The sequence below is a fragment of the Atopobium minutum 10063974 genome, from assembly GCF_000364325.1.
Taxonomy (GTDB): Bacteria; Actinomycetota; Coriobacteriia; order Coriobacteriales; family Atopobiaceae; genus Atopobium; species Atopobium minutum.
In genome coordinates this window covers 1287160-1303301 of record NZ_KB822533.1, presented here as the reverse complement: position 1 = coordinate 1303301, position 16142 = coordinate 1287160, and the positions used below count along the sequence as shown (strand labels likewise).

The 16142-nt window shown below is 48.0% G+C and carries 18 protein-coding genes; all 18 read left to right on the top strand.

All coding sequences use genetic code 11. The features are described 5' to 3' along the window. The first annotated feature begins 54 nt into the window (after positions 1-54). Positions 55-753: a response regulator transcription factor gene (locus HMPREF1091_RS06065; protein ID WP_002563926.1), complete on the top strand. Its 699-nt coding sequence runs from the start codon at positions 55-57 to the stop codon at positions 751-753. Beyond that, entirely contained in the window at positions 746-2149 is a 1404-nt protein-coding gene (locus HMPREF1091_RS06060) for a HAMP domain-containing sensor histidine kinase (RefSeq protein ID WP_002563925.1), read from the top strand. The genes HMPREF1091_RS06065 and HMPREF1091_RS06060 overlap by 8 nt, the downstream gene beginning before the upstream one ends. Positions 2150-2359: 210 nt before the next feature. Further along, positions 2360-3574 (top strand): cytochrome c biogenesis protein/redoxin, encoded by a 1215-nt coding sequence (locus HMPREF1091_RS06055; RefSeq protein ID WP_002563924.1) that lies wholly within the window; start codon positions 2360-2362, stop codon positions 3572-3574. A gap of 11 nt (positions 3575-3585) precedes the next feature. After that, positions 3586-4731, top strand: coding sequence for a peptide-methionine (R)-S-oxide reductase MsrB (msrB, locus tag HMPREF1091_RS08620; protein WP_002563923.1), 1146 nt, complete (start codon positions 3586-3588; stop codon positions 4729-4731). A gap of 575 nt (positions 4732-5306) precedes the next feature. Then, on the top strand, positions 5307-6398 hold the full coding sequence (locus HMPREF1091_RS06045) for a hypothetical protein (protein ID WP_002563922.1): 1092 nt from the start codon (positions 5307-5309) through the stop codon (positions 6396-6398). Then, on the top strand, positions 6398-6661 hold the full coding sequence (locus tag HMPREF1091_RS06040; RefSeq protein WP_002563921.1) for a hypothetical protein: 264 nt from the start codon (positions 6398-6400) through the stop codon (positions 6659-6661). Before HMPREF1091_RS06045 ends, HMPREF1091_RS06040 begins: the two co-directional genes overlap by 1 nt. A gap of 12 nt (positions 6662-6673) precedes the next feature. Then, the gene (locus HMPREF1091_RS06035) at positions 6674-6973 is read left to right on the top strand and encodes a BMC domain-containing protein (RefSeq protein WP_002563920.1); all 300 of its coding nucleotides are present in this window, start codon (positions 6674-6676) and stop codon (positions 6971-6973) included. Between the two features lie 9 nt (positions 6974-6982). Beyond that, entirely contained in the window at positions 6983-7294 is a 312-nt protein-coding gene (locus tag HMPREF1091_RS06030; RefSeq protein ID WP_002563919.1) for a BMC domain-containing protein, read from the top strand. Between the two features lie 12 nt (positions 7295-7306). Beyond that, positions 7307-8824: an aldehyde dehydrogenase family protein gene (locus HMPREF1091_RS06025; protein WP_002563918.1), complete on the top strand. Its 1518-nt coding sequence runs from the start codon at positions 7307-7309 to the stop codon at positions 8822-8824. A 13-nt stretch (positions 8825-8837) separates the two neighbouring features. Next, positions 8838-11375 (top strand): choline trimethylamine-lyase, encoded by a 2538-nt coding sequence (cutC, locus tag HMPREF1091_RS06020; RefSeq protein WP_002563917.1) that lies wholly within the window; start codon positions 8838-8840, stop codon positions 11373-11375. A gap of 54 nt (positions 11376-11429) precedes the next feature. Further along, positions 11430-12374: a choline TMA-lyase-activating enzyme gene (gene cutD / locus HMPREF1091_RS06015; protein ID WP_002563916.1), complete on the top strand. Its 945-nt coding sequence runs from the start codon at positions 11430-11432 to the stop codon at positions 12372-12374. A 4-nt stretch (positions 12375-12378) separates the two neighbouring features. Next, positions 12379-12717, top strand: coding sequence for an ethanolamine utilization microcompartment protein EutS (gene eutS / locus HMPREF1091_RS06010; RefSeq protein WP_002563915.1), 339 nt, complete (start codon positions 12379-12381; stop codon positions 12715-12717). Then, positions 12717-13217, top strand: coding sequence for a EutP/PduV family microcompartment system protein (locus HMPREF1091_RS06005; RefSeq protein WP_002563914.1), 501 nt, complete (start codon positions 12717-12719; stop codon positions 13215-13217). Before eutS ends, HMPREF1091_RS06005 begins: the two co-directional genes overlap by 1 nt. Next, on the top strand, positions 13205-13846 hold the full coding sequence (locus HMPREF1091_RS06000; RefSeq protein WP_002563913.1) for a hypothetical protein: 642 nt from the start codon (positions 13205-13207) through the stop codon (positions 13844-13846). Before HMPREF1091_RS06005 ends, HMPREF1091_RS06000 begins: the two co-directional genes overlap by 13 nt. Then, a complete protein-coding gene (gene eutJ, locus HMPREF1091_RS05995) occupies positions 13839-14687 on the top strand; it encodes an ethanolamine utilization protein EutJ (RefSeq protein WP_002563912.1) in 849 nt (282 codons plus the stop codon). Before HMPREF1091_RS06000 ends, eutJ begins: the two co-directional genes overlap by 8 nt. Further along, positions 14680-14985, top strand: a complete 306-nt coding sequence (locus HMPREF1091_RS05990) for a BMC domain-containing protein (protein WP_002563911.1) — start codon at positions 14680-14682, stop codon at positions 14983-14985. The genes eutJ and HMPREF1091_RS05990 overlap by 8 nt, the downstream gene beginning before the upstream one ends. After that, positions 14972-15241: a EutN/CcmL family microcompartment protein gene (locus HMPREF1091_RS05985; RefSeq protein ID WP_002563910.1), complete on the top strand. Its 270-nt coding sequence runs from the start codon at positions 14972-14974 to the stop codon at positions 15239-15241. The genes HMPREF1091_RS05990 and HMPREF1091_RS05985 overlap by 14 nt, the downstream gene beginning before the upstream one ends. 13 nt (positions 15242-15254) lie before the next feature. Next, complete coding sequence (pduL, locus tag HMPREF1091_RS05980; protein WP_002563909.1) at positions 15255-16136, top strand: phosphate propanoyltransferase; 882 nt, start codon at positions 15255-15257, stop codon at positions 16134-16136. Positions 16137-16142: the final 6 nt, after the last annotated feature.

Here is a 16142-nt window from a genome sequence, read left to right as displayed (position 1 = left end):
CAAGATGGTTTTCTCATCCTGTTTGCTCGTTATTTGCTCACTGAAGGTTTAGCCATGCAAGCACATATCTTATTAGCCGATGATGACGCGCACATACGCGAGGTTGTGTGTGTTTTGCTTGAGAGTGAAGGCTATGCCGTGCATACGGCGGTAGATGGTGTGGAAGCACTGCAGCTCTTTGAGACAAATATGGGCTTTGACCTCATTATTCTTGACGTTCTTATGCCGGGTTTGTCCGGCCTTGACGTGTGTAAGCGTATACGAGAACAGTCAAATACTCCGGTGCTTTTTCTCACCGCTCGCTCGCAGGATGCCGATAAAGTACGTGGATTTGTTGCAGGTGGGGATGATTACCTGCCAAAGCCCTTCTCGGCAATTGAGATGCTGGCACGCGTTAATGCGCTGTTGCGTCGCTACCATCGCTACGGTGGCTCTCCGGCGCAGACGCAGCGAACAAAACTTACGGTAGGAGATATAACGATTGATGTAAGTGGTCGTCATGTTTTTGGTCCTGCGGGCGCCATTGCGCTGACGGATTTTGAGTTTTCCGTTTTGTTGTTGCTGGCACAACATAGAGGCACGATTTTCTCGGCACGCGAGATCTATGAGGCAGTGTGGGACGAGCCATTTTTAGAGCAATCTGCTAATACCGTTATGGTGCACATTAGAAATCTGCGGCGAAAGTTGGGCGATAACCCTCAGAATCCTCGCTATATCCGTACGGTTTGGGGAAGAGGTTATACCATTGGCTAACGATACAAACACAACGTCGCACCGTCACCCTTTTGCCAAACAGTCTAAGCGCTTTGTGCCCCACACCGGCAGTAAACTGGGCTGGCGTTTGGTGGGATATGTAACCATAGCGCTGCTCTGTGGCATCTGTTCCTCTTTTGCGGTGTACGTTGGTGCTTCCTCTGTGCTTAATGACTATTTTTCACGTGAGTGCGTCTATTGCCAGCGGCTTGAGCAAGATGCCCAGGCACTCCAAAGCTACGTAACCGAGAAAAACATTTCCATCTCTGATAAGCAGGCCTTGGACACATGGGTTAAAAATGCGGGGTATGTGGCTTTGCAGATCTATCGAGAAGGCATGACCGTATACGACTCAAACATGAGCACGGATATATCGTCACTCAAGGTTTCGGGTGGAGATATGGAAAAGTGGCAAAAGACCTATCCCATCACTTTTTCTGATGGGGAAGCATCGGCAGTGTTTTATTACAACGCCAGTGCGCAGGGGCGCTTTATTGCTACGATTCTTGCGATAGTGCTGGGCTTTGTGGTGTGTATCCTTAGCTTGCTTTTGCTCATGCGCCGCATTGTCAACTACATTCGACTACTCGATCATGAGCTCAGCCTTCTTGAAGGGGGAGAGCTTGACCACGCAATCAGTGTTAAAGGCAATGATGAGCTGGGAAGTTTAGCGCAAAGCATCGATGACATGCGGCTGGCAATACGTCAGCGCCTTTTAGAAGAGCAGCGTATGCGCAATCGGGAGTATAAGTTGGTAACCGAAATGTCCCACGACTTGCGCTCACCGCTTACCGCACTCATTGGGTATCTCGATATCTTGGTGCTGGGAAAGTATGCTCACAAACAGGATGCTCAGCGCTATTTGCAAAGCAGCCGTGAGAAGGCCTACCAACTTAAGGAACTCTCCGACGATTTGTTTGACTATGTCTTAAAACAGCATGCGGGTGATGCGGATACTTGCGCTCCTGATACCATGCCTGCCGAGAAAAGTCAAAAAACCCTGCAGTCCTGCCAAGCGGTGCTTACCGAGATTTTGAATGAAGGCATCCTTGAACTTGAGAGTGCACAGTTTAATGTTGTGTATGAGGGTCTGCCTGCAAATTGTACAAAACAGGTTACGGTAAATCAAAGTGTGCTGCAGCGGGCATTTTCTAATCTTTTCTCAAATGTGGTACAGCATGCGCTGAGGACAGAACCCGTATATATACGCTGTTCGTGCTCGGATGCCTCTGCAGTGGTGTCCATAGTCAATACCCCTGCACCTGAGATTGAAACAACAGCAGGAACCGGCTTGGGTGTCGCGAGTACTGCCCAGCTTTTCTCGTCCTGTGGTTGGAAGCTTGCTACTACCCAGGATACCCAACACTACCGTGCCACGATTACTATCCCTTTTTAGAGCTTTTTGTTCCAAGTAGTTTTTCTACAAGTAGTGCTTCCTAAAAGCGCCCTTTCTAAAAGAGGTCCGTTTTCTACCCAGCTATTTCTGAAGAATCCTGAAGAGTCTTTTATGAGCGCAGACTTGCTGGATTAAAACGGCACAATAAAGCCTAGTTTCACAGGCACCGCAAACGATCGTCTGCAAGAAGGGTATTGAGAAAGGGCTTGTATGGCTGACATTGGAATGATTGCATCAACATTGATAGCGGGAGTACTTTCATTTTTTTCACCCTGCATCCTGCCCGTGCTCCCCGTATATATTGGGCTGTTGCTTACTGAGGATGGCAAAACCGCCTTGGTGGTTCAGCGACGTATTGCAAATACCCTTGCTTTTATCATGGGTATCTCGATAAGCTTTTTTGCCCTGGGCTTTGGAGCAGGGTTTTTAGGTGGCATACTGGCAAATCCACTTTTTTCACTGAGCTTGGGCTTTGTTATTTGCTTGTTTGGCCTGCATCTTGCAGGGGTTCTCGTTATTCCAGCGCTTGATACCGAGAAGCGCATGGATATGCAGCACATTGATGCCAGGCATGCGGGTGGCGCCTTTTTGCTGGGTCTTGCGTTTTCATTTGGTTGGACGCCGTGCATTGGTCCTATCCTTGCATCGGTGCTGGCCTTTGCAGCTCAACAGGGTAATGCGGTGTGGGGAGGTCTGCTTTTGGTGGTGTACGCTTTGGGCCTATCACTACCTTTTGCTCTGCTTGCATTGGGTTCTTCTGTGCTTATGGAAAAAGTGCGTCAGCTTAACAAGTACAGTGAGCTTCTCAAAAAGATTGGCGGCGTGTGCATTGCCCTTGTCGGTGCATGGCTGCTGGTTTCACAAGCAACCGGTCTTGGTATGTCTCTAAAAAATACGAACAGCTCTGCAAGCTCTACTCAGAGTTCTCAAACTGAGCAGCGCAGTGATGCTACAAACCAGCAAGGTGATGCTATGAATGACGATACAACCATGCCAGCTACGGACAGCTGGAAGCAAACGGCGCTTAAAACCTTGGATAACAAGACTCTTACGCTTGCGTCCCTTAAGGGAAAGCCGGCGTATGTAAAGATGTGGGCCACCTGGTGTCCCGCTTGTCTCAACGGTCTTGATGAGTTTTCTCGCCTGGCTGCCGAGCATGAAAAGAAAGGTGATGTAACGGTTACCTCGGTGCTTTCGCCAGAAATTGGATCGGAACTTTCTGAAGATCAAATTGTGAACTGGGCTACCAAGCAAAAGCTTACGGCTCCTATTTTGATGGATAGCTCTGGCACCTTACTCAAGGCCTTTGACATACAAGCGTATCCAACCTCTGTCTTTATTAACTCTCAGGGCGAGGTTGTCGATAAACGCATTGGCGATGTCCCTACGGATGAGCTGGAAAAAATCCTTAGTAGCTTGACATAAGGGGTATGGGTATGAACAAACATGCTTCCATAATGGTGGCGCTCGTGACTGCGATGGTTGTACTTGGTGTTGTGCTATACAAGATGCATAAACCACCTCAGACACAGGATGATGAGTTGGAGAAGAAGCAGGAGGCTGCAATGGCAAACATTGATACCAATAATTTGCATGAGATTTATTTTGCAGGGGGATGCTTTTGGGGAGTGGAAGAGTATTTTTCTCGCATTCCAGGCGTGTATGATGCTGTGTCAGGATACGCAAACGGCACCACTGAAAATCCCACGTATGAGGAAGTGTGTACTGGTAAAACAGGGCATGCTGAGACCGTAAAGGTGCGCTATGACCCTTCGATAGTAAGTTTGGAAAGCCTTGCTAAACAGTATTTTAAGATTATCAATCCGCTCAGTGTTAATCAGCAGGGCAATGATAGAGGAAGCCAGTATAGAACAGGCGTGTACTTTGTGGATGCAGCAGATGAGTCTGTGCTGCGCCCGGTGTTTGATGAGGAGGAAAAGAAGTACGGCACAAAACTAGCGGTAGAGCTTACAAAGCTTACGAGCTTTTATCAAGCTGAGGAATACCATCAGGATTACCTCAAGAAAAACCCTCGTGGTTACTGCCACATAGACTTTAGTTCGCTTAAAGATGTAAAGCTCGAGAAGGGCGATAAGACATCTTCTGCACCTAAGGTGGACGCGTCACGGTATTACAAACCTTCTGACGATGAGATCAAGCGCATGCTTACGTCTGAGCAATATGACGTTACACAAAAAGCTGGCACAGAGCCCGCATTTTCTGGAGCGTATCACGATAATCATCAGGCTGGTATTTACGTGGACGTGGTTACAGGTGAGCCCTTGTTCTCCTCCAAAGACAAATTTAATTCAGGCTGTGGTTGGCCAAGCTTTGTTCGTCCGATCGACCCGGATGTTATCAAGGAATATAAGGACAGCAGCCATGGCATGATAAGAACAGAAGTGCGCAGTCGTGTAGGGGATTCTCACCTTGGGCATGTATTTACCGATGGTCCTCAAGAGCAGGGTGGTCTGAGGTATTGTATTGACAGCTTGGCGCTAAAGTTTATCCCTTATGAGCGTATGGAAGCAGAAGGATACGGGGAATTCATGCCTGTCTGTTCTCGCTATGGATGGGAATAAGGCTATAAACGCTTATGTAAGCAAAGATCCTAAAAAAAGTCAAAGAGTCCAAAAAGCTCAAAAAGCTACGTACTAAAGAATCTAAAAAGATGCAGGGAAATGAGCCAGAAGGCTATTTTCCTGCATCTTTTAGTATGTGGGTGCCCATACATGACTGTGACATTACGTGAATGTTTGGCTTATACAACTGTTTTTTCTAAGCTAAATTTCAAATACTATACAGCAGATGTAATACCTTAGGGTTTGCAGAACAAAATTCTTTTTTTCTAAAATACCCAGATTTCCTATATACATATATTTAGGATATTTATTCAAAAATTTGTATAGGAAATAATAGTGTGGAGATAACATTTCACCCGCTTTCGTACAGTACTACTCGCGTAAGAGCGGTTATATGGTAGTAATAAATCGGCAAATGGCGTAATTTATCCGCTCGCCGTTCTAAAAAAGCCATTTACAAAACAAAATTGAGGAATTCATTTACTTTCACGTCGCGTTAATCTCGACAATTTTCCTAGTCATTATTCATTGCTAATAGCTCATGTATTTGTCGTATCACACGTAGGAGGTAGCACATGGCATCAACTACAGCTGCGGTGGCGAGTAGCACTGCTGAGCAAAAGAAACGCAGTCTTGATCAAGAATTTTTTCGAAAAGGTATTTTAATCGCTCTGTTCTCAAGCCTTATGTATGGCATCTATACTGCTTTCATTACAGCAGGTGAAAGTACAAGTTTATGGCTTGGATGGTTAGATACTGTCAACCCAACAGGGTTTTTGGCGGTTTTTATACTTCCTACGGTGGCAAGTGCCATAAACGATTGCTGTAGCGCTCTTTGGGCCCTTGGTATCACGGCAAAGCAGGGCAAGCTTGCGGATTTTGGTCGTACCATCCGCACCAAGCCCGGCATTATTATGGTGGTAAGTGCCCTTGTCGGCGGCCCTATTGCAACGGTTGCTTATATCATTGCGCTGTCTCAGGCAGGAACCATTGTGGTTCCTATTGCGGCGCTTAACCCTGCAATTGGATCAATTCTTTCTCGCATTCTTTTTAAGCAGGAGCTGGGTCCCCGCAAGATCATAGGTATTGCTATCTGCGTCTTTGCGGGCCTTATGATTGGTTCCACAAGTCTTACGGGCGATGCATCCAACAACTTGGGATTTGGCCTTATGTTGGCATTTATTGCTGCCTTGGGCTGGGGTGCCGAGGGCTGCATTGCGGGATATGCAAGCTGCATGATTGATACGCAAATTGGTATCACGATTCGCCAGTGTGTATCAGGTTTTGTAGAGCTGTTTGTATTGCTTCCAGCGTTGGCACTTATCGGTGGCGTACCCATAGCCGAGGCTATTACCTATATCGGAAGCGTCCTGAGCGATTTGCCCACAATTTTGTGCTTTGTTGTTGCCGGCTTTGCAGCATATAAGTCTTTTGCTAGCTGGTATCGCGGCAATTCTATGTGCGGTACTGCGCTTGGTATGGCGTGCAACGGTACCTATACCTTTGTAGCTCCGCTTACCACATGGATTATTGTAGGCGTCATCATGCACATTGATGGCTATGCCTTGGCGCCAATTGCGTGGGCGGCGGCGCTGGTCATGATCATTGGCATTGTCATTATTGCTATCAATCCTCTTGAGTATCTAGGAAAGAAGGAGGAGGCATAATGCGTCCACTTAACTATGCAATTCTCAAATATTTTACTGAGGTACCAGAAGCAAGTGCCGACGATGTACTTATGGCACTCAAAGATGATTACTCGGGTTTTTCTGCCTTCACGCATACAAAGGTCCAGGAAGCGCTGATGACTGCCGAGAAAAACGGCTTGATTGCTGAGTCGCGTGTTGACCTTGACGATAAGGGCGAGTTGCATGTCTTTTATGCTGCAGACTCCGAGCAGCGAGACACCATTAATTCCTACATCAAGTAGTGAGGAGTACGTATGCGCTATAAGGGAGAAGAGGCCATAGGCCTCATAGAGACCACGGGTATGGTGCCTGCACTGTATGCAGCAGATGCAATGCTTAAAGCAGGTAATACAGAGCTTGTCAGCTACGAGAATATTGGCTCAACGCTGGTAACCATCATTGTTAAAGGTGATGTAGCTGCCTGTGAAGCAGCAGTGAAAGCAGGCTGTGAAGCCGCATCGAGCATTGGCACGCTTACGGCACATAACGTTATGCGCCGTCCTGTTCCGCCTGTTGGTGACGTTGTTTCTGTTCATGACGTGGATTACAACTAGGAGGCAGCTATGGCTAACGAAGGCATGAATGCACTGGGCGCTATAGAGACCTTTGGTTTGGTTTGGGTTCTTGAAGCAGGCGATGCCATGTGCAAAGCGGGCGACGTTGTGCTCATCGGCTATGAAAACACTGCTTCAGGCTACATCTCCATTTTGGTAGAGGGAGATGTTGCCGCTTGTAAAGCAGCGGTAGCTGCAGGCGTTAAAGCCGTAGAGGCTTTGGGCGCAGAGGTTTACAGCTCTGTTGTCATCCCTCGTCCTCATCCAAGCCTTAAGAAAATCACTGATAAATACACCGTCGAGAAGCTCTTGCCGTATTAAAGGAGGTGTCACGTGTCTCTTATCGATAATGATCTTCTATCCGTTCAGGAGGCGCGTATCCTCCTTGAGCATGCTGCCGGGTCTGTTGAGGCTTTAGAGAGCTTGCCGCTGTCTTTGGTTGAAGACTTTCTTACGCACTTGCGTGAAGGTCTTTATCAGAATGCTCGTACGTATGCTGACCTTGCTTTTGATGAGAGCGACTATGGTAATCCCCAAGAAGAAGCTCAGCTCATAGAGTGGGTCCTTACGGATGTACTCGATGATGTATGTGCTCAAACCCCCGTGCAAGAAATTGTTTGGGATACAAAGTCTGCGGCGGTGTATCTGTCTAAAGGAGTGGTTGTATCACTGCTTCCAGATTGGCTTGCCGTACCAACTCTGCTATCGCAGCTGTTTTATGCACTCCGCTCAAAAAGCCCCATTGTTTTTTCGGCTGGTGCTCGTGTACATGAGAGCTGCTGTCGTGTAATGGAAGATGTACTTTCCATTGCCCGCTCATGCCATTATCCAGAAGAGGCGTTGGGATTTTTGCGGGTCTGTTGTCCCGAAGGCGAGCAGTGGATGTGCTCGCAACCCTGCGTGAGTGTCATTATAGATTCCCGTGAGAATGCCAATGAACACCCTTATGCTGCCTATGGCAAGGATGTCTATTATGCGTCGCTGGGCAACAATCCTGTTTTTGTTGAATCAACGGCTGATATAGCAGCTTGTGCTCAAGAGATAGTACGGGGTAAATCATTTTGCCATGGCATGCTTCCAGGAGTCGAGCAATCTATTGTGGTAGAAGCGGCGGTAGATAGCCAACTCCAAGCTGCGCTCAGGCAAATGGGTTGTTACTTTTTGGACGAAAGTGAAACCGATCGTCTTGGTGACTTGCTTTTTATGTCAGACGGTAAGACCTATCCAGAGCTTATCGCCAAGTCTGCCGAAGACCTTGCTCGTAGGGCAAATATTGCGGTACCAGCACAGACAAAGGTGCTTATCGTCCGCAAGCCGTACGTGAGTGAGCGGAGCTTTTTCTCTAAAGCTAAGTATGGTCCTGTGCTTTCTTACTATGTGGAAGAAAGCTGGCGCGATGCTTGCGAGAAGTGCATAGAGCTCATTTTGAACAGCGGACACGGGAATGCCTTGTCGATTTTCTCTAATAGTCCCGAAGTGATTCAGCAATTTATTCTCAAGAAGCCCGTTGGCCGTGTGCTGGTAAATGTTAGTACTGCTCTGGGCAGTATAGGCAGTCATACAGAGCTTCCTAAGACGCTCACTATTACCGGCTGGGACCACGCTACTACCTCGAGTTTGGGTGTTACTTACAGTGATTTTGTAAGAAAGCGCCAGGTAGGTGTTGCTGGCAATACGCACCAGCAGGACTTGGTGAAGCAAATCAGTTCACATACTCACCCTACTCTGACAACGCCAAACACAAAAACAGAAGTACAGCCACTGAGTAACACGGCTGATGTGACACAAGAACAGTGCACGGAATCGATCGATTGGTTCTCTGGTCTTCTAGAGTCCATGAGAGATAAGTAAAAAGGAGTAAAGGATGGATATTAAGGAGTTTGCAAAGGAACTTTCCGAGGCAACCAAAACCATGAGTGCTGAGGAAAAGCATGCTGTGCGAGAGATGTTTGCGAAAGTTTCCGATCAGCTGGACGCACCACTGCACAGTACACCCTGTGTAGCAGACGGACCTACCGAGATCCCCGAAGGTCCTACTCAGCGCCATGTTCGTCTGAAGGATAACTACCTCAAGCAAGTTCCTAGTATTACTACGTTTCGTGCTCGTGCGGTTACCGAGATTATGAAGGAAAACCCAGGCATGCCTAAGATTGAGTTGCGTGCTAAGGCGTTCCGTCACTGCTGCGAAACGGCTCCCTTGGTCATCCAAGATGACGAGCTTATCGTAGGTGCTCCCTGTGGTGCTCCCCGTGCTGGTGCATTTTCTCCCGATCTTGCGTGGCGTTGGCTTAAAGAAGAGCTTGATACCATTGGGGATCGTCCTCAGGATCCTTTTTACATCTCTGATGAGGATAAGCGCTATTGTCGTGAGGTACTGTTCCCATTTTGGGAGGGCAAGTCACAGGATGAGATCTGTGAGGACCAGTATCGTGAGGCTGGTGTCTGGGAGCTTTCCGGTGAGTCCTATGTATCTGACTGCTCCTACCATGCTATGAGTGGTGGCGGCGATTCTAACCCTGGTTATGACGTTATCCTCATGCGCAAGGGTATGCTCGATATCCAGGCTGAGGCAAAAGAGCACCTTGCCCAACTTGATTACGCCAATCCAGAGGACTTGGATAAGATCTACTTCTACAAGTCCGTCATTGATACCACTGAAGGCGTCATGATTTATTCAAAGCGCCTCAGTGAGTATGCTTTGCAAAAGGCTGCTGCTGAGCATGATCCCAAGCGCAAGAGCGAGCTCGAGAAGATCGCAGAAATTCTTGCCTATGTACCTGCACACAAGCCAAGGACGTTCCATGAGGCTATGCAGGCAGTCTTTACGATTGAGTCCCTCTTGCCTGTAGAGGAAAACCAAACCGGTATGTCTATCGGTCGTGTTGACCAGTACATGTATCCCTTCTATGAGGCAGACATTAAGGCTGGCCGTATCACTCCGTATGAGGCTTTTGATATCGCCGGTTGTATGCTCATCAAACTGAGTGAGGTCATGTGGGTTACCTCGCGCGGACAGTCTGAATTCTTTGCAGGATACCAGCCCTTTATTAACATGACTTTAGGTGGTGTGACTCGCAGGGGCACTGACGCTACCAACGATTTGACCTACCTGCTTATGGATGCTGCCCGTCATGTAAAGATTTATCAGCCTACCATTGCGTGCCGTATTCACAACAAGTCACCCGAGCGCTACATGCGCAAGATCGTTGATCTTGTTCGTTCGGGCATGGGCTTCCCCGCTTGCCACTTTGATGACACCCACATCAAGATGATGCTTGCTAAGGGTATTTCTGTTGAAGACTCTCGTGACTACTGCATGATGGGTTGCGTTGAGCCTCAGAAGTCTGGCCGCCTGTATCAGTGGACCTCCACCTCTTATACGCAATGGCCTGTGTGCATTGAGCTTACCCTTAACCACGGCGTTGACCTGTGGTATGGCAAGCAGGTTACTCCAGACCTTGGCGATCTTTCTCAATACAAGACCTTCGAAGAGTTTGATGCAGCGGTTAAAAAGACCATTCAATACGTCACGAAGTGGACCGATGTTGCCACTGTTATCTCTCAGCGTGTTGCTCGCGAGGTTGCGCCTAAGCCTTTGATGTCCATCATGTTTGAAGGCTGCATGGAAAGCGGCAGGGATGTTTCTTCTGGTGGCGCCATGTACAACTATGGTCCAGGTGTTGTATGGACTGGTTTGGGCACCTATACCGACTCTATGGCAGCTATCAAAAAGCTTGTTTTTGATGATCACAAATATACGCTCGATGAGCTTAATGAGGCTCTGAAGGCAGACTTTGTGGGCTACGAGAAAATCCAGCAGGATTGCATCAATGCGCCTAAGTATGGCAATGATGACGATTATGCGGACAATATCGCAGCGGATATTCTGCATTACACCGAGCACATCCATGTGAAATATAAGACGCTGTACTCTCACATGTCCATGGGTACGCTTTCCATCTCTAACAATACGCCTTTTGGCGAGATGACCGGTGCTTCTGCAAATGGTCGTAAGGCCTGGACGCCCTTGTCAGACGGCATTAGCCCCAGCCAGGGTGCCGACCACAATGGTCCTACCGCCATTATTAAATCGGTTGGTAAGTTGCCTAATGACTCTATGAACATCGGTATGGTTCATAACTTTAAGCTTATGAGCGGTATTCTCGATACGCCAGAAGGAGAGCGTGGCCTTATTACCCTTTTGCGCACGGCTTCGATGTTCGGCAATGGCGAGATGCAGTTTAACTATCTCGACAATGAAACGCTTATTGATGCACAGGCCCATCCAGAAAAGCATCGTGACCTCGTGGTACGCGTTGCTGGCTACAGCGCATTCTTCAACGAGCTGTGCAAGGACGTTCAGGACGAGATTATTAGCCGCACCATGCTTACCAGGATTTAATAGTTGTCAGTAACTTGGTAAACGATGAGGTAAAAGGAAGGGGGCAACGGACAGATGGAATCTCAGCAGGGAAAGATTGAGCGTACCGCACGTATTTTCAATCTACAGAAGTACAACATGTATGATGGACCGGGCGTTCGCTCTATGGCTTTTCTCAAAGGTTGCCCCCTGCGTTGTAAGTGGTGCTCTAATCCAGAAAGTCAGCTGCGGGAACATGAAGTTATGTTCAAGGCTGATAACTGCGTAAATTGTGGTGCCTGTGCTGCGGTGTGTCCCGTAGCTCTTCATAAGATGGTGGATGGCAAGCATGTGGTAGACCGTAGTGTTCGCTGCACGGGCTGTCGTCAGTGTGAAGAAGCATGCCTGTATAATGCCCTGCAAATTATGGGAGAAGATTATTCGGTTGATGATCTTGTCTGCTTCTTTGAGCAGGATGAAGACTTTTATCGGATGTCTGATGGCGGCATTACGCTTTCTGGCGGAGAAGCCCTGGCACAAAGTGAAGCTGTATTGGCCATATGCATGGCAAGCCAAGCAAAGGGATACCACACGGCGGTTGAGACTTGTGGATATACGCCGCTCAAGACCCTTATGAAGGTGGCTCCATACGTTAACTTGTTTTTGTACGACATCAAACAGATGGATCCTGTCAAACATAAGTTTTGGACAGGCGTAAACAATGAGCTCATTCTTTCTAACATCAAGTGGCTGCTTGAAAACGGATATAACGTGCGCGTGCGTATGCCGCTTTTAAAGGGAGTCAATGATTCCAAAGAAGAGATAGACGCCGTTATTGCCTTCTTTCATCCTTATCGCTATCAAAAAAACTTTGATGGCGTTGATTTGCTGCCCTACCACAAATTGGGAGTCGGTAAGTATAAGTCCCTTGGTCGAGATTATGAGATTGAGGGAGATCCATCGCTTACAAATGACGATTTAAATCGCATTGAAACGTGGATTGAAAGCGCGGATTTCAAAGTCAATCTTGTGAGGCACTAACGCTATGGAAAAACTCGACCGCATAATTCAGGAGTCTGTTCCAGGAAAGCAAGTAACGCTTGCTCATGTTATTGCTTCGCCGGGACCGAGTGTTAATGAGCGAATCGGTGTTGCCGCAGGCGACGCCATTGGCATTCTTACGCTTAGCCCGTCCGAGACAGCCATTATTGCAGCGGATGCTGCTGCTAAGGCAGCTCCCGTTGAAATCGGTTTTTTGGATCGTTTTACCGGTTCAGTTGTCATTATGGGTGATGTCCAAAGCGTTGAGGAATCACTGCATGTTGTGTGTGACATGCTCCATGACCAGCTTGGTTTCTGTGTTGTGGAGGTGACAAAATCCTAATGTCTGACCGCTTTGTTTTTATAGGTCTTGATGGATCAGGTAAAAGTACGCTTGCCGATATGGTGGAGGGTTGTTCATCTGATCACCGGCATAGAGAAGATTGCTATTACCGTCCACAGACCCTGGAGATCCCGGGGCATTACGTAGAGAACCACTGGATGCACAACGTCATTCTCATGCTCTTACACAATCAGGCCTGTGCTTTTGTCTTACTTTTGGATGGAACCACACGACTCTCATACTATTCGAGCGGTTTTGCTAAGGCAACGAGAAAACCTGGCCTGGCTGTGGTTACAAAGTGCGATGTGTTGGATGAGGCTCAGCGAGAAGAAGCACGGATGCGCTTGGCCGATGTTGGTTGTCATGAACTGCTCTTCCTTTCTACTAAAACCGGGGAAGGCGTACGTGAATTTAAGCAATGGGTGGCAAAACAAAAACGAGCTTTGCATCTACCCATGGAACAGAGAGAAAACGAGAGGAGGCAACCATGCACTATATAACAGAAGGGGAGCTGCGCAGGCAGTATGCGCAAAAACAATTTGATACGTTTCAACTTCCTGCTGGTGCACGTCTTACGCCGAGCGCTCGTCAATTTCTTATTGATTTTAGGATTGAGTTTGAATCGCTGTATCACAAAAAGAGTGCTGCACCTATGAGTACAAAAACGAATACAAAACCGTGCTCTGCAGACGAGGTTTCTGCGCAAACGCAGGCGCGTATTGATGATATGCGCATCTTGGGAGCTCGTCTGAGGCTTTTAGCACGTAAGGCCTTGGGTGTTAATAATGAAGCGGCACAGCTTTTAGAGCGTGTGGGCAGCGCTTGGCAGGAGGGTAAGCTTGCAGACACAGCGTGTTGCCCTGCTGAGCAGGACTGCTCTGGAGAACCACAGACAAAATCTGCTTGTGAAACTATTCCCTCGCTTCCTCTGAGCGCCTGCGTTCATCCGCTGTACTTTGAGATGGCTGTTATGTGTGGTGAGTTGCTACGGTTTATCTGCTTTTGGAACAGCGCGTGTTGTGATGAGCATAAAAGCTCCGATGATTCTTGGATAGCTCAAATGCGCACCGTTTTATCTGCACTTACAAGCTATATGGAGCAGGCAAAGGAGGAGACATCCCGTGATTGATACTACGCAAGCAAATACCTTGCTGGATGCCCTCATCAAAACGGTGGATACCCCTCGTACCAATACTGACGGTGAGCTGTACTGTGGTTTGGATTTGGGTACTGCCTTTATCGTGCTCAGTGTGATAAATGCCCAGGGTGAGCCGGTGGCATGTGCCTACCAGTTTGCCAATGTTGTGCGCGATGGTCTGGTTGTTGATTACGTAGGTGCGTGTGATATTGCAGCTACGTTAAAGGAAAAGCTAGAAAAAACGCTGGGTTGTGAGCTTATTCACTGTGCAGTTGCCATTCCTCCAAAAACTGAACAGCTGGATGGAGGTGCCGTTAAAAACGTTGCCGAAAGCACGGGCATGAACGTTGTAGCCGTGTTTGATGAGCCTACAGCTGCCAATCTTGTTATGAACGTTCAAGAAGGTGCTGTGGTAGATATCGGTGGTGGCACAACCGGCATAGCGCTCTTTGAGAAGGGCAAGGTTGTTGCATGTGAGGATGAGTCTACGGGAGGCACCCACCTTTCGCTTGTTCTTGCAGGTGCTAAGAATATCTCGTTTGATGACGCCGAACTCTATAAAAGAGATGCTGCTCACGCCCGAGAGCTTTTGCCCATTGTTGCCCCTACTATCGACAAGATAAGCTCCATTATCCAAAACGCCTGCCTTGGCCATACGGTTTCTGAAATTATCTTAGTTGGCGGCACCTGTGAGCTTGAGGGTATTGAGGATCGTATCGAGAAAATCCTGCATATACCCGTACATAAGCCCAATAATCCCATGTTCGTAACACCTCTGGGCATTGCCTTAGGGTGTCGTTTGCACATGCTTGAGGAGGGTCAGCATGCTTGATGTCAAGATAATCAAAGCTCCCTCCGCTGGAACTATGGCAATCGTCCGTCAAAGAAGTGGCGCACGCTGGACTGAGGATTTTAAGCCTGCTGCACTCGGTCTTGTTCAGGGAAAACTTATAGAAATGATAGTGGCTAGTGATATTGCTGAAAAAACAGCGGGTGTGGTGGTCACTGATATTCGTGGCTCTTGTCCTCAAAACATGGTGATGCTTGCTATTGCTGGTAACACTGCAGAGGTTATGGCTTGTCTTGCAAGCATTAAGAATGGTGGTGACGACACTCATGATTGTAGGTAAGCTCATTGGCTCCATTTGGGCCACGCGCAAGTATGACGAGCTTGATGGTATGAAGCTCATGCGTGTAGAAATCCTGGACGAAAACAAAAAAGGTCAGCAGCTTATCTGCGTAGACACCATAAGTGCGGGATGCGGGGACAGGGTTTTAGTAACCACGGGTAGCGCCGCTTACCACTTTATAAACAAGGCTTTTGATAAAAACGCACCGGTAGATGCGGTTATTGTCGGCATTATTGACGAAGATGTGACTCTGTAGAAAGGAGAGTGAGATGAGGAAGTTGATTTGCGCTCAGGATGTACTTGCTGCCGCTCAACGGCACGAGAGTCTCGTGGTGGATTCAAACACGATAGTCACACCTCAGGCTGCAGATGTTGCTAAAGAGTGTGGCGTAGCTTTGGTAGCTGCTTGCCAAGCTGGCTGTGCTGGTCATGATGATACGCAGACTGTGTCGGGCGATACAAACCATGAGGCTGCAATATCTCCTGCGGAAATAGAGCGCATCATAACAGCTGCCTTTGATCGGGGTATTTGGAATGAGGAGACCCTGCATCAGCTTTTGGATAAAAAGCCTCAGGCAGATTTGAACAGCGTGACCGTGGGAGTATCCGGTCGCCATATTCATCTATCCCGTGAGCATCTCGATAGATTGTTTGGTAAAGGATACGAGTTAAACGCCATAAAAGAGCTCTCTCAGCCGGGACAATATGCAGCTAAAGAGTGCGTAACACTTGTAGGCCCTAAGGGTGTTATTCAAAAGGTTCGTGTTTTGGGTCCCACCCGTAAACAGACACAGGTTGAAGTGCTTGCGGGGGACACGTTTAAGCTTGGCATACCGCAGGTGGTTCGTCTCTCCGGTCATCTTAAGGGCACCCCCGGTATTACGATAGTTGGCCCTCAAGGAACAGTAGTTCTTTCTGAAGGCGTTATTGTTGCCGCACGCCATATTCATATGTCTCCTGCCGAAGCGGCTGAGCGTGGCTTGAGCGATGGCCAAATAGTTTCCATACGCTTTGGTGGCGAGCGTGCGGGGCAACTTGACAACGTGGTTATACGTGCCACAGAGAACTCGGCATTGGATTGTCATATCGACACCGAAGAAGCAAATGCCTTGCATATAGCTAATGGTTCTGTGGTGCAGATTATTAAGTAGTGCAAC

Bases quoted from the DNA above. Each gene is read 5' to 3' on its own strand.
- HMPREF1091_RS06040 (WP_002563921.1), top strand. From the start codon at position 6,398: ATGCGTCCACTTAACTATGCAATTCTCAAATATTTTACTGAGGTACCA.
- HMPREF1091_RS05985 (WP_002563910.1), top strand. From the start codon at position 14,972: ATGATTGTAGGTAAGCTCATTGGCTCCATTTGGGCCACGCGCAAGTAT.
- HMPREF1091_RS06005 (WP_002563914.1), top strand. From the start codon at position 12,717: ATGTCTGACCGCTTTGTTTTTATAGGTCTTGATGGATCAGGTAAAAGT.
- cutC (WP_002563917.1), top strand. From the start codon at position 8,838: ATGGATATTAAGGAGTTTGCAAAGGAACTTTCCGAGGCAACCAAAACC.
- cutD (WP_002563916.1), top strand. From the start codon at position 11,430: ATGGAATCTCAGCAGGGAAAGATTGAGCGTACCGCACGTATTTTCAAT.
- HMPREF1091_RS06000 (WP_002563913.1), top strand. From the start codon at position 13,205: ATGCACTATATAACAGAAGGGGAGCTGCGCAGGCAGTATGCGCAAAAA.
- HMPREF1091_RS06045 (WP_002563922.1), top strand. From the start codon at position 5,307: ATGGCATCAACTACAGCTGCGGTGGCGAGTAGCACTGCTGAGCAAAAG.
- HMPREF1091_RS06030 (WP_002563919.1), top strand. From the start codon at position 6,983: ATGGCTAACGAAGGCATGAATGCACTGGGCGCTATAGAGACCTTTGGT.
- HMPREF1091_RS06035 (WP_002563920.1), top strand. From the start codon at position 6,674: ATGCGCTATAAGGGAGAAGAGGCCATAGGCCTCATAGAGACCACGGGT.
- eutS (WP_002563915.1), top strand. From the start codon at position 12,379: ATGGAAAAACTCGACCGCATAATTCAGGAGTCTGTTCCAGGAAAGCAA.
- pduL (WP_002563909.1), top strand. From the start codon at position 15,255: ATGAGGAAGTTGATTTGCGCTCAGGATGTACTTGCTGCCGCTCAACGG.
- HMPREF1091_RS06065 (WP_002563926.1), top strand. From the start codon at position 55: ATGCAAGCACATATCTTATTAGCCGATGATGACGCGCACATACGCGAG.
- msrB (WP_002563923.1), top strand. From the start codon at position 3,586: ATGAACAAACATGCTTCCATAATGGTGGCGCTCGTGACTGCGATGGTT.
- HMPREF1091_RS06055 (WP_002563924.1), top strand. From the start codon at position 2,360: ATGGCTGACATTGGAATGATTGCATCAACATTGATAGCGGGAGTACTT.
- HMPREF1091_RS05990 (WP_002563911.1), top strand. From the start codon at position 14,680: ATGCTTGATGTCAAGATAATCAAAGCTCCCTCCGCTGGAACTATGGCA.